The organism is Mojavia sp., assembly GCF_059505145.1.
The window spans coordinates 248,345-269,549 of record NZ_JCACKA010000047.1; the positions used below are offsets into that span (position 1 = coordinate 248,345).

The following is a 21,205-nucleotide window of genomic DNA, read 5'->3' on the forward strand; positions in this document are numbered from 1 at the left end:
ATTCCTCCAGTACTAATGAAACCAGAATTTAATTAAACTGGTGCGACTTTAATTGGTTTGAGAGTAACTTGGTTTTTTCGTTTTTCATCAAACAACACTTGACAAATTGTCATAGTTAATGAATTACGAAATGCTTGAGTCTATCTCTAGTACAAAAGCTTTTAAAACTCAGCTACCTTCAGGAGAATATTTTCCGGCATTATGTTGAGCATTTATGACTGCTCTTAACAGTTTGTAATATTCCTTTTCAGATTTACGTTATTTCTGCAATCTGAAAACTGTGTTACGAAAGGTAAAAAAGGTTATTAGGGCTGGGTATTGGGGACTAGGAAGACTCTTCCCTAATCCCTAATCCTTAGCCCTAATCCCTATCTCTTATGCGTAGCACCTTAGCGATCGCTAGACCGTCCTGTTAGTACAGAGGGAGACAGACTAGACCATGATTGTTTCACCAAGTCAGCGGCTGCTTGTACACTGCCGAGGTAGTTGCCTGCTGGCAGGGATGGGAAGCGCTGGTAAGGCACTACATCTTCACCAAAGTAACGGGCATACTCTGGGCTATCTACAATTGCCTCTACAGCGGCTCTTAAACCACCATCAGCCAGCAACTTGTTGTAGGCGCGAATTTCGCCTTGAGTTGCCGGTGCACGCCCCAACAGGTGGCGGAATAGGAATTCAATCACCTTGGTGTTGGGATAAGGCGTATAGAAGCGTTTGCGATAGATTTCCGAACTGGCTAGCTCACGGACAAACTCGCGGACGGAAATTTCCCCGTTCCGTAGTTTGCTATCTAGTTCAGTACGACGGAAGTAATCAGGGATTTGACCACTAAATATGTCTAAAACCTGAGCGTAGATAGCATTGATTACCAGTTGCCTTTCTGGTTGGTTTGTACCATCAGTCAAGCGGTAAATCCGGGCTGGCTTGCGGCGGCTTGTACCTACACCTACTTCCACCGACTGTCCGCGACCGTCGTTGAAGGAACGACCCAGTTCAATGAACAAGGGCTTGGTCTTGTCGATTTGCTTGGCTTGTGCTGCCAAGTCTGCGATCGCCTTCGCTAAAATTGGTGTCTTACTAGACTCCATGCGGGATTGTACTGGCTTAAAGCTAGGTATAACCACATCATCATTTTGCTTAGTCAGCTGGTTATACAGCTTTTGCGTATTCGGGAAATTCGCTGCAGGTAGGGTCGGGAAGCGACGGTAAGGTACTGTATCTTCACCAAACACTTGGCCGTATTCCGCACTATTTACCAAAGTCCCAATAAAGGCACGAATACCTTGAGTAGCTAGAATCTGGTTGTACTTGCGGATTTCTGCCTGATCTATGGGTGCGCGTCCCAGGAAGTGTTTCGTTCCTAGTTCAATGACCTTGGTGTTGGGATAAGGTGTGTAGAACTCTTTGAGGTAGAGGTTCGAGTAACCCAAACTTTCAATAAATTCTTTAACAGTGATTTCACCATTCCCCAATTTGCTTTCTAACGCTGTAAATTCGTTTTGAGCAATGTAGGGTGCAATATCGCGCTCAAAAATCTGGCGATAGGCAGCGCTGATCAAAGTTTGCACAGCAACTTTATCATTGATAGCTGCTACCTGCTTGAAGATTTTTGTTTGTTCGCGTTGCTTGGTAACACCTTGGTTGATACGGAACTGAATATCTGGTTCCGTCCGGCTTTCTTTAACTGTACCCAGTTCCACAAAGCGCGGTGTCTCTTGCTTCTGGACTTTCGCGCTGACATCTTCACGAATACTGCCAACCCGCAGTTGTCGCAACGCCACACCACTAGGAGTCAGATACCGTTCGTAAGGAACTGTATCTTCACCAAATGCTTCACTGTATTCTGGACTGTCAATAATCGCGTCAACTACGGCATAAAAGCCTTTTTTGGAGGCAATGTCAAAATATTTATTATTTTCTTGACGACCGTAAGTTGGACGACCTAACAAGCGACGGTGGATATATTCGATCGCTTTACAAACATACAGCGATGTCCAGTACAGCTTACGGAATAAATCCGACTTAGCCAAAGCACGGACAAACTCCCGTACAGAAATTTCGCCGTTTTCCAGCTTAATTTCTTGCACTTTCAGGCGCTGGCCTTCGTAGACATCACGACCGAAAACTTGCAGGTAAGTAGCTTTAATTACTGCTTGTGTGGAGCTTTCAGAGAACTTCACGCTTGCACCTTTGGCAGCTTTTTTGCCAATAGTGCCGGGAAGTTGATCCAACCGGAACACCTTGGGCCCAAGGCTACCAGGAAACTCGCCCCTTGCTTGGGGATTGCTATTTTGGTTATTAATACCAGGCCCTTGGTGAATCAGGATGCGCTTAGTATCTTTACCAAAAGGAGCCGGACTGCTGCTGGGGTTGCGGGTTTCTTTCGGGAAAATCGCCCCAAATTGAATTTCCAACGGATCGTTACCAGAACCGTAGGGATGCTGATCTGGTAGTGGGCGATCATAAGCAGCGAATGTGGTAATAAACTGAGGTACTTTGCGGAAAGGCGCACTGTAATTCAGTAGGTCTTGTTGTGGCCCCCAGTTACGGCATTCTTGTGCTTCTTGACCCAGCCCCCGAAGGTAGGGTACTGTTTCTTCACCAAAGTAGTCACTGTATTCTTCAGAATCTACTAAGGCATCAACTAAAGCTGGCAGACCACCATTAGAAACAATTGCAAAGTACTTTTGTACTTCTTCGCGGCTACTTGGCCCCCGTCCCAAAATGTGACGGAAAGCCAGTTCAATCACTCGGCTGTTAATAAAAGGCTGGTAAAACTGTTTTTGGTATAGGGGAGATTTGGCTAGACGACGAACAAACTCTTTAACTGAGATGTCGCCGTTTTTCACCTTGGATTCGAGGTCAGATATCGACAAGCTGTAAGCACGGGTAATGTCGCGCTCAAAGATTTGCCGATATGCGGCTTTAATTACTTCATTTTTTTCACTGGATGATAATCCAGGCTTCATCACATACTTGGGACGCCGTTCTGCCGAAACAAAGTAAATTTGGGGCAGTTGCAACCCTTGCTGGTCACCAGAAGGACGTTGGCGTAGTTTGCTTGAAGGTGTTGGTGCTTGGAATTCTGTCAACAACACATCCATATACTGAGACACAATATCTGTAGCCTCAGTATCCTGGCGAAAATAAGAAAGTGACGCTGCTTTGATTTCCTGTAAAGCTACAAGCGTAGCTTCACCAGAGCAGGCATTTTCAATAATTTCCCGCAAACCACGTGTATTCACAGCGATGATATTGGGGTCACCAGCGACGATCGCATAAGTCGCATAGCGTAAAAACCAAGATAAGTCCCGCAAGCTCTTAGCCATATTGCTAGGACCATAACGGGCAATATTGATTGGTCTAAAGCCTGGAGGAGTCGGGCCACTGGGTGAGCTGTTAAAGATTGAGCGCAAATTTTCTAAGAACCCACCTCGACTTTCAACGTAGGTTACAGTTCCCAGCTTCATCGCTTCTCTAACATCTCCACCAGCACTGGCCATTGCCAATTCTGGTTCTCTGGGCTTTTCTAAAAAAGCCATTGGCGAACCGCCGACAAAAATCCGGTTGGCAGCCCGAGATACAATAATCTCGGAATTTTCCGTGAGCATCTGGGCAATTTCTAGACGCTTTGCACCAGATGCAAAATAGCTTGCCAGTTCATTCAGTTCACCACTTCCCAAGAAACGGTCTTGCTGCTCCGCTTGGGAAATTGTCGCCACTGCTAGGGTTTGATATAGTTGCGGACGCGCAACTGAGCTTCCACCACTTGCCTTAACACTCATCGGATTTGTAAAACTCCCATCATAATTATTTATGTGTTAAGTCTGGGTCGCTTTGAGGCTTGACACATCGGTCGTTGTAGTCATGCCTTAAGAGTACCGCCTTCAAAACTGCCAGTAAATTAACCCAGTCAGCTTTTAGATTAGAACGTTTTGCGGCTTCCCTGTTGATTTATTAAGAAGTATGTAGATCCTGTTGCCCTAGTGCGTCAGTTTGAAAGAGTCGATATCTCAAAGAAGCTGAGATGACAACTAAGTTTTGTATCGTATAGTTACAAAACCCCATACGGTTATATTTGGTTTGAAATTCAATACAGATTTTTTTGACAAATCAACAATCTATTGATAAAAAATTTTTTAAGAAATTGAGAATTTATAAAAGAGATGATGTTACAAATTTATAGCTATTTTTTGATTATGACTAATATTATATACTTAGATTTATTTATAATTATTTTATTGAACTTTTTCAAACTGAATCAAGCCGTTGTGAGCCATAGTAGCTTTTTTCTTTTATTTCTTATTATCGCTCACTTCAGTAAATCCCTAAATAATACAGCAGTTTGTAACTCATCAAAGTACAAAATATAGATATCAAAGCCAGATATAAAGCCTATTTTATTTATGCCTTCTGCCCTCTGCCATCTCCCTTCTACTGTATAACTTTCTTCACGTGACTTAGAAATAAAGGTGAGTTAAGCTGTGGCTGTCAGCATTCACCTAGCCAAGAAATAGTATGAGCAAAATTCACAGGTTTTATTCTATAATTTCTGCTGCTTTGTCTGGTCTAGCTCTGGTATTAACAGTAGCTCCAGCTAATGCCTTACCAGGACAACACATTAATACCGTCGTAAATTGGACAAAGGCCAAAGCCCAATTACCAACCTTGAAATATAACAGCGAAGCGCATGGTTATGACGGCAGGAAAGGAAAATTATATTTTTATGTTAATGTAACTTCTCAGAATGGGACAGTAACTAAAGAAGGGATAACTATTAGTGGTGATTCCAATGTCAAATTTACTAAGAAAAATGCCAGGACAGTGCAATTAATTCAAGATATTTATAATTCCAACGTTGCTAATGACTTTAGCAAGTCTCGCTCTATTACAAAAGTTGGTCGAGATCAGTTTTATGCAGGTAATAAGTTTGCCTATATCGCTGCTGAGGTGCAAGGTGGTTCAGCATTTCAGATAATTAATTTAAGTAGTTTACAAGGAGAAATAGATAATGCCAGATATTGTCAAACCAATCAATGCGACCTTTGAAGGTTATCAATCTAAGATGATTGTTTAACGTAAGCATTATTAGTGAACAAAGGTACGCAATTACTAATGTTGTAGGCGGCGGCGAGTTCAACATCTGGCTCAAACCCACCTGCAACCAACTCTTTGCCCGAACTACACTTTTTCAAGTAGGATAATAAATCCTGCCGGAAAGCCTGAAATGCTTCCACAGCCATTGCTGCTTCTGGTGATAGATTACCATGCAAGTAACTAATAATTGCCCCAGCACCAACTAAGTCTTCAAATGCAGGTCTTAGGCCACCATCGTTTTTCCACCTTTCCCCAGCCGGAATCACTGCAATTTTATTGCCATACTTTTGAGCAAACCCTGCCACAGCTTCACAATTTCGCAAGCAGCCAGCCAAGGTTGGTGTAGTTCCAGTCTGTAAGGTTAGGAAGGAACCATTAGGTGAGGGTAAAACTAGCTTAGTTCCAGCAGGAATCTTAGTAAGCGATTTTGGAGAAAGAGAATATTCTGTTGTAGAACTTTGTCTATGACTTGCCAATTCTGCCTGCGCTGATTTGGCATAATTTATGACTGATTCATCTCTTTTGGCGTAGGGAAAAATTATTGCGCCATTGTTTGTGGCAATTTCTACACAAGTTGAAAAAGACAGAATATCAACTATTACAATGACATCGCTAATAGGCGCAAGTTGAGCAACTCCTTGTGCGCCCCACTCACAGCGTAAGTCAAACTCTAACTGGTCGTAAATCATGAGAGCGATCGCCAAAGATAATATTATAAAAATATGAAAGGTTAGATAGTAAGTAGGTCAGCATTTAGAAATCATTCTGATGTAAAGTTATAATTATCAATACTAAATATAAAAAAATAAAACAGTAGCGTTTTTACTGAAAGGCTACCCACGCCCACCTCAATCGCAATAATCCAACGCCGCATTTTCAGATAGAGCTGATACCGATCATAATTATCTGTCTACCTTAAGTACCCAGCATTCGCTAAACTCAGAATTGCTGCAATGTAGCTTCAGAAATGTCAGATCCTCAAACCGTTAGCACTGCTGTTGCCAAACTCTACGATACTTATCCATTTCCCCCAGAACCTATGCTGGATGAACCACCGCCTGGATACAATTGGCGTTGGAATTGGCTAGCAGCTTACAATTTTTGCACCGGACAGAAACCACAAAAGCAGAATATTCGGATTTTAGATGCAGGATGTGGCTCTGGGGTAGGTACTGAATATTTGGTACATCTCAACCCACAAGCGCAGGTAGTCGGAATTGACTTGAGTGCAGGTACTCTGGAAGTTGCTAAGGAACGCTGCAAACGTTCTGGGGCAAACCGTGTTGAGTTTCATCACCTCAGTTTGTACGATGTCGAACAGTTACCGGGTGAGTTTGATTTAATTAACTGTGTGGGAGTTTTGCACCATACTCCTGACCCAATTCGGGGTATTCAAGCTTTGGCGAAAAAGTTAGCTCCAGGCGGCTTGATGCACATTTTTGTGTATGGAGAGTTGGGACGTTGGGAAATTCAACTCATGCAAAAAGCGATCGCCCTCCTCCAAGGTGACAAACGCGGCGACTACCGTGATGGTGTCCAAGTCGGGCGGCAGATATTCGCATCTTTGCCAGAAAATAATCGTCTTGCCAAGCGGGAAAAAGAACGTTGGTCATTGGAAAATCAGAAAGATGAATGTTTTGCCGATATGTACGTTCATCCCCAGGAAATTGACTATAACGTTGAAACTCTGTTTGAATTAATTGATGCTTCTGGCTTGGAGTTTATTGGCTTTTCAAATCCTAGTTTTTGGCAGTTAGAAAGACTATTGGGTAAAGCCCCAGATTTGATAGAACGGGCAAATGGATTGAGCGAGCGCCAGCGTTACCGTTTAATAGAATTACTAGATCCAGAAGTTACCCATTACGAGTTTTTCCTCGGTCGTCCTCCTCTTGCCAAAGCTGACTGGTCAAATGATCAGATTTTATTAACAGCTATTCCCGAACTTAATCCTTGTATTGACGGATTTCCCAGTCAATGTGTATTTAATTACGATTATCAACTGGTGAATTTATCATTACCAGAGTTTGATTTTTTGCAAAAGTGTAATGGTCAATCAACAGTGGCTGAAATTCTAACAAATGTGCAATTAAATGTAGATAATGTCAGAAATCTTCTCAACCAACAATTAATTCTGTTAACACCTGCTTAGAAGCAAGTAAGCGAGGTAACAGCAAGATTTATAACTCTATCCACTCAGCGCTAATTATTTGTAGTGCTGGGCGATCGCTCATAACGTTTTGTAGTAAATCTAAGTTAAAGTAAACACAAACAAACTAATGTAACATTTGGACACTACAAAGCCAAAAATTAGGGATTTTTGGGAATTTGCCAAGGCTGCGATCGCTAGATTCCTTGCTAGACCAATTATTTTACATACAGCAGCTTATTTGCTTGACATAATTTAACAAAACTGACAAGGTGCAAATAACAACAAGATAGAGGGTAATTCTAGATTTGTTTGGGAATCTCTCCAACTCGCTATTGCTCCTCCTAGCTCCATCTATCTCTTGATAGCTCCTTATAGGCTTGTCGCTGTTAAACGACAAGAAGTTAATTGTTTTTTTCTAAAGTATTGTTACCGGATCGTGATATGATTCAGCTGACTGAATGTGCAGTCATCATAGTTAGCTGTACTGGTTTCAAGTCCCGTGAGCTTGTCAGAAGAACCGATCGACCCCACGCCAACAACACGACAAGATGCTCAATCTGGTTTTGAGGACACAGAACCAGTAGACTCTTCGATGCAGGAGTTCTATCAACTCTACCAGGAGTTGTTAGTAATCACACTTGTCTTAACAGGGATTATTTTTGTCTCTGTGTGGATTTTTTATTCCTTAAACATTGCTCTGAATTATCTATTAGGGGCGTGTACAGGTGTGCTTTACTTGAGGATGTTGGCGAAAGATGTTGAGCGTTTAGGTAGAGGAAAACAACAGCTGAGTAAAACTCGGTTAGCTTTATTAATAATTTTGATTTTGCTAGCATCGCGGTGGAATCAGCTGCAAATACTGCCCATATTTTTGGGATTCCTCACTTATAAAGCCACGCTCATAATCTACGTAGTTAGGGTGGCGTTTATCTCTGACTCGTCAAAGCTCCGGCAACCTTAAAAGGCTCCTCTTCTCCAGTTAATATTGGAGAAATGATTGATATGGAAAGAAAATGCTGAATTTTCTGAACTTGTTCTCTGTTCCACTTGCCGAATTGGAAGTGGGAAAACATCTGTACTGGCAAATAGGCAACTTGAAGCTGCATGGCCAGGTGTTTCTCACCTCATGGTTTGTTATTGGTGTGCTAGTGCTGACTTCCGTGGCAGCAAGCAGTAACATTAAACGAATTCCTAGTGGGCTACAGAACCTTTTGGAGTACGCCTTGGAATTCATTCGGGATTTGGCTAAAAACCAGATTGGCGAAAAAGAATATCGCCCTTGGGTGCCTTTTGTTGGCACTTTGTTTTTGTTCATTTTTGTGTCAAATTGGTCAGGGGCACTTGTTCCTTTCAAGCTGATTCATCTGCCAGAAGGCGAACTAGCAGCTCCCACAAGCGATATCAATACAACTGTTGCTTTAGCTTTGTTGACATCATTAGCGTATTTTTACGCTGGGTTCAGCAAAAAAGGTTTAGGGTATTTTGGCAACTACGTCCAACCAGTGTCGTTCATGTTGCCTTTCAAAATTATTGAAGACTTCACCAAACCCCTTTCCTTGAGCTTCCGTTTATTCGGTAACATTTTAGCTGATGAACTAGTCGTGGGAGTTCTGGTACTTTTGGTGCCCTTGTTTGTACCATTACCGGTAATGGCTCTGGGACTATTTACCAGCGCCATTCAGGCACTAATTTTTGCCACTTTAGCAGCTGCTTACATCGGCGAAGCGATGGAAGAGCATCATGGTGGCGAGGAGCATGAGGGACATTAATACCCTCAGATGATAGTCATTAGTCATGAGTCATTAGTCATTAGTCATTAGTTTCTAAACAATGACAAAAGTCAAATGACAAATAACCAGTGACAGACAACAACTTCAAGACCCATTCGATTCAGTAAAGTAAGGAAAGAATATCATGGATCCATTGATTTCTGCTGCTTCCGTTTTAGCTGCTGCTCTAGCTGTGGGTTTGGCTGCTATTGGCCCTGGCATTGGTCAAGGAAACGCAGCAGGACAAGCTGTAGAAGGTATTGCACGTCAGCCAGAAGCAGAAGGCAAAATTCGCGGTACATTGCTGTTAAGCTTGGCATTCATGGAAGCGCTAACCATCTATGGTCTAGTAGTTGCCCTAGTGCTATTGTTTGCTAACCCCTTCGCATAAACAGTACAGAGTGCTGAGTGCTGAGTGCTGAGTGAAAACAAAGTTAAGAGTTAGGAGTTAAGAGTTTAGCTCATAACTCATAACTCATAACTCAGGACTCAGGACTAATATAGTAGATAGGAATAAGCAACCATGACACATTGGATCACTTTATTAGCTGTAGAAGAGGTTGCTAAAGAAGGGGGGCTATTTGATCTAGATGCTACCCTGCCTTTAATGGCAATCCAGTTTCTAGTATTAGCCTTGGTGTTGAATGCGACTCTTTACAAACCACTGGGTAACGCCATTGATGGGCGGAATGAAGAAATCCGCAACAAACAATTACAAGCCCAGGAACGCTTGAGCAAAGCAGAAAAATTGGCGCAGCAATACGAGCAAGATCTAGCAGGAGCTAGACGGCAAGCACAAAATATTATTGCTGTAGCTCAAGCCGAAGCTCAAAAAATCGCTGCTCAAAAAATAGCAGCAGCGCAACAAGAAGCCCAGGCTCAAAGAGAACAAGCGGCTAGTGAAATTGAGCAGCAAAAACAACAGGCTTTTGCCTCCTTAGAGCAACAAGTGGATGCCCTCAGTCGCCAAATACTAGAAAAGCTTTTAGGAGCAGATTTAGTAAGTCGGCGCTAACTAACAAAAATCTAGGTCGAAATCGTTAAGGGACATTTTAAAGACGCCTCCGCTATATATTAGTTGGCAGCGTCGAAAATGTGAAGCTTTGGCAGCGCAGTTGTGGATGAAAAATCATGGGGACTATTTTACTGTTGGTGGCGGAAGCCAGCGCCGTTGGAGGTGAATTGGCAGAAGGCGCGGGACATGGTGGTTTTGGTTTAAATACCAATCTCTTAGAGACCAACCTGATTAACCTGGCCATTATTATTACTGTGCTGTTTGTCTTTGGGCGGAAAGTTCTGGGTAATACGCTCAAAACTCGCCGAGAAAATATTGAAACAGCAATAAAGAATGCAGAGCAACGAGCCTCGGAAGCTGAAAAGCAACTGAAAGAGGCGCAGCAAAAGCTGGAACAAGCTCAAGCAGAAGCCGAAAGAATTAAAAAGTCGGCCGAAGAAAACGCCCAAGCAGCAAGAGAAGCAATCCTGGCACAAGCTGCTGTAGACATTGAACGCTTGCAGGAAGCAGGGGCAGCCGACTTGAGTGCAGACCTAGATAAAGCGATCGCCCAACTGCGGCAACGAGTAGTTGCTCAAGCATTGCAAAAAGTCGAGTCAGAACTCAGAGGTGGGATTGCCGATGATGCTCAACAAATTTTCATTGACCGCAGCATCGCACAACTGGGAGGCGAGGTATGACAAGTAAGGTAGCAACAGCCGAAGTAGCCCAGCCTTATGCACAGGCATTGTTGTCGATCGCGCAATCGAAAAATCTGGCAGAAGAATTCGGCGAAGATGCGCGTACTTTGCTGAATTTGCTCTCAGAAAACAAGCAGCTACAGAACTTTATCGCCAATCCTTTTATTCAGTCTGAGGACAAAAAGTCTATCATCAGGCAAATACTTGGTGAAAGCGCTAGTCCCTACTTACGCAACTTTTTGTTACTGGTAGTAGACAAACGGCGCATTATATTCTTGGAATCGATTTTACAGCAGTACTTGGCGCTGTTGCGGCAGTTGAATCAAACCGTATTAGCGGAAGTCACTTCAGCAGTTCCCCTGACAGAAGCTCAACAGCAGTTAGTCACAGAAAAGGTACTCGCCATCTCCAAAGCTCGCCAAGTAGAATTGGAAACCAAAGTAGACCGCGAATTAATTGGTGGTGTGATAATTAAAGTCGGCTCGCAGGTAATTGACGCCAGTTTGCGAGGTCAACTGCGTCGCTTATCCTTGCGCTTAACTAGTGGCTAGCAAGTGAGGAGTTAGGAGTTAGGAGTTAAGTAAAAAGTAAAAAGTAATTTGTTGTAGCTTTTAACTTTAGTATTTTTAACTCATATCTCTTAACTCTTCACACTTAACTCCTGATTATGTAACTTCTTACAACTCGCAAGCAAAATAAGATACACAAATGAGCATTTCAATTAGACCTGACGAAATCAGCAGCATTATCCAACAACAAATCGAGCAATACGACCAAGATGTCAAAGTAGCTAACGTCGGTACTGTCCTGCAAGTCGGTGACGGTATTGCCCGGATCTATGGTCTGGAAAAGGCGATGGCTGGTGAGCTATTAGAATTTGAAGATGGCACAATTGGCATCGCCCAGAACTTGGAAGAAGACAACGTGGGCGCAGTACTCATGGGTCTAGGCTTGGAAATTCAAGAAGGTAGCTCTGTAACTGCGACTGGCAGGATTGCCCAGGTAGGTGTAGGAGAAGCCTTAATCGGAAGAGTTGTGGATGCTTTGGGTCGTCCCATCGATGGTAAAGGCGATATCAAGACTACAGAAAGCCGTTTGATTGAGTCTCCAGCACCAGGTATCATTGCTCGTCGGTCTGTGCATGAACCAATGCAAACTGGTATCACTGCTATTGACTCAATGATTCCTATCGGTCGTGGTCAGCGGGAGTTGATTATTGGTGACCGTCAAACTGGAAAAACTGCGATCGCAATTGACACAATCATCAACCAAAAAGAAGAAGATGTAATCTGTGTCTACGTCGCTATCGGTCAAAAAGCTTCTACCGTTGCTAACGTAGTGCAGACATTACAGGAAAAAGGTGCGATGGATTATACCATCGTTGTAGCTGCTAACGCCAGTGACCCAGCAACGCTACAATTCTTGGCTCCCTATACCGGAGCAACAATGGCTGAGTACTTCATGTACAAGGGCAAAGCTACCTTGGTAATTTACGATGACCTTTCCAAGCAAGCCCAAGCTTATCGCCAAATGTCCCTGTTGCTACGTCGCCCACCCGGACGGGAAGCTTACCCTGGAGATGTGTTCTACATTCACTCTCGCTTGTTGGAACGGGCAGCTAAACTAAGTGACGAATTGGGTAAAGGTAGTATGACTGCCCTACCAATCATCGAAACTCAAGCAGGTGACGTTTCTGCATACATTCCCACCAACGTGATTTCGATTACCGATGGTCAGATCTTCCTCTCTTCTGACTTATTTAACGCTGGTATTCGTCCCGCTGTGAACCCTGGTATTTCCGTATCTCGTGTAGGTTCTGCGGCTCAAACCAAGGCAATGAAAAAAGTTGCTGGTAAGATTAAATTGGAACTAGCACAATTTGACGACCTGCAAGCTTTCGCGCAGTTTGCTTCCGACTTAGATAAAGCCACTCAAGATCAGTTGGCACGAGGTCAACGGTTACGGGAACTACTCAAACAGCCACAAAATGCTCCACTGTCGGTATACGAGCAAGTAGCCATTCTGTACGCTGGTATTAATGGTTACCTAGATGATGTTCCTGTAGAGAAAGTAACCACCTTTACCAAAGGTCTGCGGGAGTTCTTAAAGACCGGTAACACTCAGTACGCTCAAGCAGTTCAATCCTCAAAAGCACTGGGTGATGCAGAAGAAGCCGCTTTGAAGGAAGCATTGAGCGAATACAAAAAGGACTTCAAAGCAACAGTGTAATCAAGTGCTGAGTGCTGAGTGCTGAGTTAAAAGTGAACAGAGATGAGCACAATGCTTGCGTGCGAATTCTCAAATTTTAATTCCTGTAAAGCTTGGCATTCAGCACTTGCTGACACTCAAGACTCAGAACTCAGGACTCGGAACTTAAGAATATGCCCAATCTCAAAGCAATACGCGATCGCATTCAGTCGGTCAAAAACACCAAAAAAATTACAGAAGCAATGCGTCTGGTGGCTGCGGCTAGGGTACGTCGTGCCCAAGAACAAGTTATTGCTACTCGTCCCTTTGCCGATCGCTTGGCACAAGTGCTGTATGGCTTACAAACTCGTCTGCGGTTTGAAGATGTAGATCTGCCACTACTGAAGAAACGGGAAGTTAGATCAGTAGGGCTATTGGTAATTACAGGCGATCGCGGTTTGTGTGGCGGCTACAACACAAACGTTATCCGTCGTGCCGAAAATCGCGCCAAAGAACTCCAAGCAGAAGGTGTAGATTATAAATTCGTGCTGGTGGGACGCAAAGCCATTCAGTATTTTCAACGCCGCAATCAACCTATTGAAGGTACTTACAGTGGTTTAGAGCAAATTCCTACAGCAGCAGAAGCTACTCAAATTGCCGATGAACTGCTTTCCTTGTTCTTATCGGAAAGTGTAGACCGCATTGAGTTAATCTACACAAGATTCGTTTCCTTGGTTAGTTCTCGCCCTGTAGTACAAACTCTCTTACCCCTCGATCCTCAAGGACTAGAGGCATCAGATGACGAAATCTTCCGCCTCACAACCCGTGGTGGTCAATTTGAAGTTGAACGGCAAAAACTGACTAGCCAAGTCCGTCCTTTGCCCCGCGACATGATTTTTGAGCAAGATCCTGTGCAGATTCTTGATTCTCTACTGCCTTTGTATCTGAGTAACCAGCTATTACGGGCACTGCAAGAATCAGCAGCTAGTGAACTAGCAGCACGGATGACAGCTATGAACAACGCCAGCGATAACGCAGGTGAATTGATTAAAACCCTATCATTGTCTTATAACAAAGCCCGACAAGCCGCAATTACTCAAGAACTCCTTGAGGTTGTTGGTGGTGCTGAAGCATTAACTTAGGGAATTATTAATTGTTAGTTTTGATAAATAGCTAGTTGCTAGTAGTTTTCAGCTTGGCAATTAGCTATTTTTAGTATTTACTCTTTGTCTGACAACACATTTCAAACACGGCACACTATAATATATATATGAAGCGCATGGGTCCGTCACGGTTTCGACAGGTTGGCGAACGCTGCTCTGTGATTCAGGTCGAGAGTGAGTCTCCTCTCGGAAATCCAAGGCTCAAAACAAAAGTAAATGCGAATAACATCGTTAAATTTGCTCGTCGGGAAGCTCTAGTAGCTGCCTAAACGCCTCTTATAGGTTCGAGCGTCTTTAGTCCGACTCCGTTAAGGGCTAGGGACAAACCCCAACGGATGCTCTAGTAAGCGTTCTCTGATTGGCTTGCTAGCTAAGATTAAATCAGAGCATCCTACGTTCGGGATAATGAACGATTCCCGCCTTGAGGGTCAGAAAGGCTAAACCTGTGAATGAGCGGGGGGTCAATACCCAATTTGGACAGCAGTTCGACTCTGCTCGGATCCATTAAAAATAGTTAACAAGTCCACCTAGCAGTTTGATGTTTAGGTGGATTTTGTTTTGTATGAGCGAGTCATAAATTTAATGTTGCTACATATAGGTAATAGCAAAGCAAAGGGGCACGAAAAGATGATAGATAGCTTCAATTGATAATATAACGTGAGTTCGACGGGCTGGATTGAAGGTGGGAGTGCTTCAGCCGGTTTTTCACCCATTCCGCTGAGATAGCTAGGGGAAGTTGCTAAACTTGGATAATTCCCCAAACTTTGTCCAGTCCTAGAAATACAGCGATGGCAAGACCGAGTTATGGCCCAGAAACGAAAAAGCGATCGCGGCTTTTGTTAACGGTATTGTTAGCTTATGCTAATGACACAATCGACTGTGAGGATGAAGCGGCTTTAGATGCCCTGCGTCCCCAAATTCAAACTCGCTGGCTGTCGGAAAATCGGCTGGTTGTCAGGACAAAAGTAAGATTTTTGCAAGCATTGATCAGTTTGGCAGCGGGTGAAAGTCAATTAAACACCGAGCAAATCAAAGAAGCATTCAAGCGGTTTGCAGATTTCTTAGAAATTCTCGAAGATAATCGCCCATCTCGCGGCGGTTCAGAAACTTGGCACTTTACCCTCAAGCTATGGCATAAACGCCAGGACATAGAAGCCAATTTACAAAAATTCGATGCTGAATGGGAAAATCGTCGTCCTGAAAAGTCGAGACAGGTGGCGGGAAAGGACGACGCGGGGAAATTTTCAGTAATACTCTCCCCTGCACCCTGCCCCCTGCCCCTCTGCTCCTCTGCCCCTCTCCCCGACTGGCAGCAGCTTTGCCGTACTGCTTTAGAAACACAAAATCACCGACGACTCACTACCAATCCCCTTACCAGTGTTGATGGCGTCAGCTTTGAATTGGATCAAGTTTATGTGCCTTTGGGGTTGGTGGAACGCAAACAACGTCTGCGTTACCGTGGTGATGTGACTCCTCAAGAAGGTTCTCGGTTATATGAACCAGAAGAAGCGGAAATTATTCAAACTTTTGAGCATGAGGAATTTCTTCAACAACTGTTGGCGCAAAAGCAAAGCCAGCGGATTGCGATTTTGGGAGAACCGGGAGCCGGAAAAACTACTTTGCTGCAAAAGATTGCTGCATGGGTTTTGGATAACACGGAAGATTTGCCTATCTGGATTTCTTTAGCAGATTTACAAGGCAAAACGTTAGAACAATACTTGATTCAAGATTGGCTACCTTCAGCTATTCGTAAGTTACGCGTCCCTGAAGAAATCGAGGAAGCCTTCTGCGAAGAGTTTAACCAAGGGCGGGTTTGGTTGCTTTTAGATGCGGTGGATGAAATGGCTATTGAATCGACTAACGCCTTAGCAAAAATAGCCAGTTTCCTTACAGGCTGGGTGGCAGATGCGAGGGTAGTCCTAACTTGTCGGCTCAATGTTTGGGATGGAGGCAAGAATGCGCTGCAATCTTTTAACACCTATCGCAACTTGAATTTTAGCTATGGTGAAAAATTTGCTTTTAGTTCTAAAGCTTCGTATAACCAAGTAGGGCAGTTTATTCGACGGTGGTTTCAGGATAATCCCGCTTGTGGAGAGAGTTTACAGGCAGAGTTAGATCAACCGGAACGGCGGCGGCTTAAAGATGTGGTGAAAAATCCCTTAAGGTTGGCGTTATTGTGCCGTACCTGGGGATTGGCACAGGGAAGATTACCAACTACCAAAGCAATGCTGTATGAGCAGTTTGTTGAGGCAATTTACGAGTGGAAACAAGATCGCTTTCCTACGACTTCAGCCCAACGACAGCAGTTAAATCGGGCGCTGGGAGAATTGGCACTATTAGCTATAGCCCAAGAAAAAACCAAGTTCCGGCTAAGACACCGCTTTGTCTGTCAAGTGTTAGGCCCTCCTGATGATGGCTTGTTTCAATTAGCACTACAGTTAGGTTGGCTCAATCAGGTAGGTATCTCGGAAACTCAGGGAGAAAAGGTTTACGCTTTTTACCATCCGACGTTTCAAGAATACTTTGCGGCACAAGCTGTTAGCGATTGGCATTTTTTCTTAAATCACACATTACATTTAGAAAGTAGCGAACAGAATCACAGTTACCGCATATTTGAACCACAGTGGCGAGAAGTAATTTTGCTCTGGCTAGGTAGAGATGACATACCGCAAATTCATAAGGAAGAATTTATCCAAGCATTAATCGAGTTTACTGATGGATGCGGCGGATACTATGGCTATCAAGCTTATTTTGTAGCCGCACAAGGAATTGCTGAGTTTGGAGATTGCCAAAAAGCTGATGAGATTGTCCGGCAATTGGTAGAGTGGCGTTTTGGTGATTGCCAATTTCCAAATCAAAAGTCGTGGAGATATCCGCCGCCAATTGTTGAGGGTGCGCGGGTGGCGTTATTGAAGACCGATCGCCCAAAAGCGATCGCTGCTTTAGAGCAGTTTATCTCCTCCAGCCAGAACGAATTTGACACTTGGAATGCGGCTTATAGCTTGGGAAAAGTTTTTGATCCGGGTAACAAAATTGCGATCGCTGCATTAACACAACTCGTTAAAACAGTCCGTTATGAATCAATTCGGTGGCAGGCTGCATATAGTCTAGGAAGAGTTGATGGGGGTAACGAAATTGCAATTAAGGCTTTAGTTGAAATTATCGAGTCTAGCAAGAATGAATCAACTCGTCGTAAAGCCGCTTATAGTTTAGGAAAAATTGATTCGGGAAATGTGATTGCCATCTTTGCACTCAAGGAAATTGCCGAATTCGCAACCGATGTATCTCAAAGGCGACAAGCATTAGAAAATCTAGAAACGCTGCAAGGCGATGAGTCTTCACCAAAGAAGTTACCGCAGACATCGGAACTGCCAACAAATGAGCAAAGCCATAGTAGGAAAAAACCCACTTCATCAACCCATTATTCCAACACTACAAAAATTACAGCATTACTGCAAGGTATTGCTTCATCAGATGATGAGGACACCCAAAGACGTAGGGCTTATAAATTGGCACAGCTTGATCCAGGAAATACAGTGGCATTCACCACCTTATTACAACTGATGAAGTCAACTGAAAGTGAAACGCTACGCAAACGTGTGGCAGATAACTTAAAAGAAATCCTCTTGAATCAACAGTTACCAGAAGTGATTGCATCGTTAAAAAATTGCTGTGCTGATGGAGTCCGCGGACATGAATGGGAAAGATGCCGCGATTGTTATAAAATTATCTGGCACTGTGCGGAAAATACAGAATATCTAAAGTTTTATCAAGTTTGGCACCGTCATAATTCGTAGTTCGTAATTCGTAATTAAAAACGGGCTAGAGAAAGCGATCGCTACAAACTTAGTTTCAGAAGCATCCCACTTTTATCGCCGACACCTGACGGGGTGCGCCCACAGGAATAAAGCCCACGAAGGTGTACTTTGTTTTTATAGCCCCAGGCTTCTAGAACACCGATTCATACTAAATTGCGGTCTGTTGTAGTACCTTGGGATTCATGAGATTGCTTCCCTTCACTGCGTTCCGGTCGCAATGACAGATACTACCTTTGATAACAACTTGGTATCAGTAATCGGAATCATGACGAAAAAACCAGGTTTTGTTGCGTTGCAACAAGGAATGTTTGGTTGTTAAAGACCTTAAAAAAGGGTTTTAGGACTTACGCACTGAAGTCTGAAACCCTGATCCCCCCTAACCCCCCTTAAAAAAGGGGGAACGTCTAAAGCCACGCCACTGAGGGAGTCGGGGAACCCGCAAGGGCGCAGGGCTGCCCCTTTTTAAGGGGGTTGGGGGATCTGAGTGCGTAAGTTTTGGGTTTATCAGTCCTGTGTTTTATTAATGAATCGGTGTTATGGGCGGACTTGAGACGGATGAGATCGCACAGGCGTTTCTTGTGCCCACGGCGACAATGGCGCAACGGCTTGTGCGTGCCAAGCGCAAGATCCGTGATGCGGGTATTCCCTACAGAGTGCCAGACACGACCGAACTGTCGGCGCGGGTTCTGGCAGTGCTGACGGTATAGATCACCGTCAGTACTACCGCTAACTAGTGTTTTCCCATCTATACTAAATGTTACACTCCAGATAACATCAGTGTGTTCTTGCAGGGTTTTCAGACATTCTCTAACTAACCCGCCTTTGAAAAATAATCATTTCAGTCCCAACAACCGGATTTCGCGCTACCAGCCTATCTTGAGAATCAACAACTTCTAGATGACTAAAATCCAGTTCTTGAGAGCGTTGTAAGATATCGGCTGCAAGTTTATTTTGTTGTGATTCTGGGAGAGAATACCATTCGTCACTAATTTTGACACTCAAGTTACTAGTACGGAAGTTAGCTTGAATCGATTTTATAAGTCCAGAGGCAAAGCGATCGCTAATTTCCGCTACTTGATTTTCGATTCCTGCAATCAAAATTTGTTCTGGTGTCAATTGCAAGGTTGGCGTTGGTGTTGGTGTTGGTGTTGGCGTTGGTTCTGGTTCCGGTTCTGGCGTTGGTGGTGGTTCGGGTTCCGTTTCTGGTTCCACTGGCGGAACTTCTGCTTCTGGCGATGGCGTAATTTCTTCTGGTGTTTGAGGTTCTGGCGTTGCTGACTCTGGTGGAGTAGTTATTGTTGGCGTTGGTGTTGGCGCAGGAACTTCCTCAACCGGGGGAGCCGTTGCTACCTCAACAGGTTTATTCGTGAAAACGCTCGTACTTGTCCAAACTACAATCACGGCAATGCTAGCAATAATTCCAGTCAAAGCTGTATCTGACAACTTGGCTGACAAATTGGCTGGTAACAAAGCGCGGATTTTAGCTAATAACCCACCCCAAAAACCAGGAGTTTCTTCAGTTCCTGGTGGAGGTGCTGTTTCCAGTTTCACCACTGCTGTCTCTAAAACCCTAATTGTCCCTCTTAGAAATTGGATAATAGTAGACTTCCAAATTGGCTGGTTTCTCTGATAGGGTTTTTGGGGAGGTTGGGGATTCTGATTGTCTTGCGACATGGAACTTTCACCAAGAGCAACGAATCAAAGATAAATCAAATTGGATACATTCTTACTGTTGCAGCCTCTTTTGCCTTAATGTATCACTTCATTGCCCATTGCTTAGGCTAAACTGACTAATTGTTGAATTTAATGATTTATGAATCTAAAACGCCGCCAATTTTTATTTTTAAGTAGCGTTAGTGCTATCAGCACAGGATTAGGCTGGATGTTAACTCGGCAAAATATTCAAAGCGCTGATTTTGCTGAATCAGACACAGCGATCGCCGCCAACCCACCGAAAAAGGGAATGCTACTACGTTTTGTATCTGTTGCAGATACAGGCACTGGTGCTAAAGGACAGTATGCCGTAGCTGGAGCGATGAATCTTTATCACAAGCAAAATCCCTATAATCTAGTGGTTTTAGCAGGAGATAACATTTACAATAACGGTGAAATTGAAAAAATCGCTCAAGTTTTTGAGCGTCCTTATGGATTATTGCTCAAGCGAGGTGTGAAATTTCAAGCTTGTTTAGGCAATCACGATATTCGCACTGCTAACGGCGAACCACAAGTTCAATATCCCGGCTTTAATATGAAGGGACGCTACTATACATTTAGCCGTGGAAATGTGCAATTTTTCGCTTTAGATACTAACGCTAATGCCGATTGGAAAAACCAATTAGTGTGGTTAGAAAAAGAATTAAGCCTGAGCAAATCCCCTTGGAAAGTAGTATTTGGACATCATCCGATTTATTCATCTGGTGCTTATGGTAGTAATTTAGAGTTTATTAAAACTTTTACTCCTTTATTTCAAAAATACGGCGTGCAAGTTTATATTAACGGACATGAACACCATTATGAACGTACCCGTTCTATCAACGGTACAACTTACTTAACTTGTGGAGCAGGTGCTGGTAATCGTCCTGTTGGTAAAAATGAGTGGACAGAATACTCTACTAGTAATTTAAGTTTTGCTGCCTATGAAGTGTATGCAGATAGAATAGAATTGAGCGGTATTGGTATTAATAACCGTGTCTTTGATCAGGGTATTATTCAATTAAAATCAGCTTAATTACCTGCCTAATTATATGTAGGGTGGGCAGTGCCCACCAAATAAATTACCTTCAGCGTTATTAAAACTATGAAAGTTAAGCGTCTAAAAATGTGGCAATATCTAACCCAGGTTTATCAGAACCGCTTCAAGGTAGCGGTGTTGTTCTAATTGATGAAATTGAACTGCACCTACACCCAAAATTGCAACGAGAAATTATTCCAGCTTTAACAAGAACATTTGTTATGGCGTCTGCGATCGCACTATACTAAACGGCATCATATTCAGTATTCAGGAAATATTTTATGATTCTTGAGGCAGTTATGCTTCATGTCAAACCTGGGATGGAATCTGATTTTGAATCTTCTTTCAAAAAAGCTTCCAAGATTATTTCGTCGATGAATGAATATTTATCCCATGAACTCCATCGCTGCATAGAAGCCAAGGGTAAATATCTATTACTTGTCAGATGGGAAACTTTAGAATCACATACTGTTGGATTTAGAGGTTCTGCTGAGTATCAAGAGTGGAAAAAATTGCTACATCATTTTTATGAGCCTTTTCCCACTGTTGAACATTTTGAAGAGATTGAAATCTAGCTTTTATATAAATTACGAATT

The 21,205-nt window shown here is 43.3% G+C and carries 18 protein-coding genes, 1 other RNA gene and 1 pseudogene; 16 read left to right on the forward strand and 4 right to left on the reverse strand.

The genetic code is table 11. The features are described 5' to 3' along the window. Window positions 1–389 precede the first annotated feature (389 nt). Window positions 390–3,785: a phycobilisome rod-core linker polypeptide gene (locus AC5JL8_RS08300; protein WP_495879304.1), complete on the reverse strand. Its 3,396-nt coding sequence runs from the start codon at window positions 3,783–3,785 to the stop codon at window positions 390–392. Window positions 3,786–4,518: 733 nt separating this feature from the next. Here AC5JL8_RS08300 and AC5JL8_RS08305 point away from each other — a divergent pair. Next, complete coding sequence (locus AC5JL8_RS08305; protein ID WP_495879305.1) at window positions 4,519–5,049, forward strand: hypothetical protein; 531 nt, start codon at window positions 4,519–4,521, stop codon at window positions 5,047–5,049. An 11-nt stretch (window positions 5,050–5,060) separates the two neighbouring features. Here the strand turns inward: AC5JL8_RS08305 and AC5JL8_RS08310 are convergent, their stop codons facing one another. After that, window positions 5,061–5,786: a 2-phosphosulfolactate phosphatase gene (locus tag AC5JL8_RS08310; protein ID WP_495879306.1), complete on the reverse strand. Its 726-nt coding sequence runs from the start codon at window positions 5,784–5,786 to the stop codon at window positions 5,061–5,063. 278 nt (window positions 5,787–6,064) lie between these two features. On the opposite strand from AC5JL8_RS08310, the gene AC5JL8_RS08315 reads away from it, so the two are divergent. From AC5JL8_RS08315 to AC5JL8_RS08370, 12 genes are all read left to right on the forward strand, one after another. Then, the gene (locus tag AC5JL8_RS08315; protein WP_495879307.1) at window positions 6,065–7,246 is read left to right on the forward strand and encodes a class I SAM-dependent methyltransferase; all 1,182 of its coding nucleotides are present in this window, start codon (window positions 6,065–6,067) and stop codon (window positions 7,244–7,246) included. 499 nt (window positions 7,247–7,745) lie between these two features. Continuing rightward, window positions 7,746–8,207: an ATP synthase subunit I gene (locus tag AC5JL8_RS08320; protein ID WP_495879308.1), complete on the forward strand. Its 462-nt coding sequence runs from the start codon at window positions 7,746–7,748 to the stop codon at window positions 8,205–8,207. A gap of 52 nt (window positions 8,208–8,259) precedes the next feature. Then, entirely contained in the window at window positions 8,260–9,015 is a 756-nt protein-coding gene (gene atpB, locus AC5JL8_RS08325) for a F0F1 ATP synthase subunit A (protein ID WP_495879309.1), read from the forward strand. A 145-nt stretch (window positions 9,016–9,160) separates the two neighbouring features. Further along, entirely contained in the window at window positions 9,161–9,406 is a 246-nt protein-coding gene (gene atpE, locus AC5JL8_RS08330) for an ATP synthase F0 subunit C (protein WP_006278178.1), read from the forward strand. Window positions 9,407–9,538: 132 nt separating this feature from the next. After that, the gene (locus AC5JL8_RS08335) at window positions 9,539–10,030 is read left to right on the forward strand and encodes a F0F1 ATP synthase subunit B' (RefSeq protein WP_495879310.1); all 492 of its coding nucleotides are present in this window, start codon (window positions 9,539–9,541) and stop codon (window positions 10,028–10,030) included. A gap of 116 nt (window positions 10,031–10,146) precedes the next feature. Further along, a complete protein-coding gene (locus AC5JL8_RS08340) occupies window positions 10,147–10,710 on the forward strand; it encodes a F0F1 ATP synthase subunit B (RefSeq protein WP_495879311.1) in 564 nt (187 codons plus the stop codon). Then, on the forward strand, window positions 10,707–11,261 hold the full coding sequence (gene atpH / locus AC5JL8_RS08345) for an ATP synthase F1 subunit delta (RefSeq protein WP_495879312.1): 555 nt from the start codon (window positions 10,707–10,709) through the stop codon (window positions 11,259–11,261). The genes AC5JL8_RS08340 and atpH overlap by 4 nt, the downstream gene beginning before the upstream one ends. Window positions 11,262–11,418: 157 nt before the next feature. Further along, on the forward strand, window positions 11,419–12,939 hold the full coding sequence (atpA, locus tag AC5JL8_RS08350; protein ID WP_495879313.1) for a F0F1 ATP synthase subunit alpha: 1,521 nt from the start codon (window positions 11,419–11,421) through the stop codon (window positions 12,937–12,939). A 152-nt stretch (window positions 12,940–13,091) separates the two neighbouring features. Beyond that, complete coding sequence (locus AC5JL8_RS08355) at window positions 13,092–14,039, forward strand: F0F1 ATP synthase subunit gamma (RefSeq protein WP_495879314.1); 948 nt, start codon at window positions 13,092–13,094, stop codon at window positions 14,037–14,039. A gap of 139 nt (window positions 14,040–14,178) precedes the next feature. After that, window positions 14,179–14,567: a transfer-messenger RNA gene (gene ssrA, locus AC5JL8_RS08360) on the forward strand. Window positions 14,568–14,848: 281 nt separating this feature from the next. Beyond that, window positions 14,849–17,857, forward strand: coding sequence for a HEAT repeat domain-containing protein (locus AC5JL8_RS08365; protein ID WP_495879315.1), 3,009 nt, complete (start codon window positions 14,849–14,851; stop codon window positions 17,855–17,857). A gap of 557 nt (window positions 17,858–18,414) precedes the next feature. After that, complete coding sequence (locus AC5JL8_RS08370) at window positions 18,415–18,585, forward strand: hypothetical protein (RefSeq protein WP_495879316.1); 171 nt, start codon at window positions 18,415–18,417, stop codon at window positions 18,583–18,585. Window positions 18,586–18,594: 9 nt separating this feature from the next. On the opposite strand, the pseudogene AC5JL8_RS08375 reads toward AC5JL8_RS08370, so the two are convergent. Further along, window positions 18,595–18,678 (reverse strand): annotated as a pseudogene (locus tag AC5JL8_RS08375) (hypothetical protein); the annotation flags it as partial. A 7-nt stretch (window positions 18,679–18,685) separates the two neighbouring features. Further along, a complete protein-coding gene (locus tag AC5JL8_RS08380) occupies window positions 18,686–19,552 on the reverse strand; it encodes a hypothetical protein (RefSeq protein ID WP_495879317.1) in 867 nt (288 codons plus the stop codon). A 139-nt stretch (window positions 19,553–19,691) separates the two neighbouring features. On the opposite strand from AC5JL8_RS08380, the gene AC5JL8_RS08385 reads away from it, so the two are divergent. The 3 genes from AC5JL8_RS08385 (at window position 19,692) to AC5JL8_RS08395 (ending at window position 21,184) form a co-directional block, all read left to right on the forward strand. Then, complete coding sequence (locus tag AC5JL8_RS08385) at window positions 19,692–20,606, forward strand: metallophosphoesterase family protein (RefSeq protein ID WP_495879318.1); 915 nt, start codon at window positions 19,692–19,694, stop codon at window positions 20,604–20,606. A 92-nt stretch (window positions 20,607–20,698) separates the two neighbouring features. Beyond that, entirely contained in the window at window positions 20,699–20,857 is a 159-nt protein-coding gene (locus AC5JL8_RS08390; protein WP_495879319.1) for an AAA family ATPase, read from the forward strand. A gap of 33 nt (window positions 20,858–20,890) precedes the next feature. Next, window positions 20,891–21,184: an antibiotic biosynthesis monooxygenase family protein gene (locus tag AC5JL8_RS08395; RefSeq protein WP_495879320.1), complete on the forward strand. Its 294-nt coding sequence runs from the start codon at window positions 20,891–20,893 to the stop codon at window positions 21,182–21,184. Window positions 21,185–21,205 lie beyond the last annotated feature (21 nt).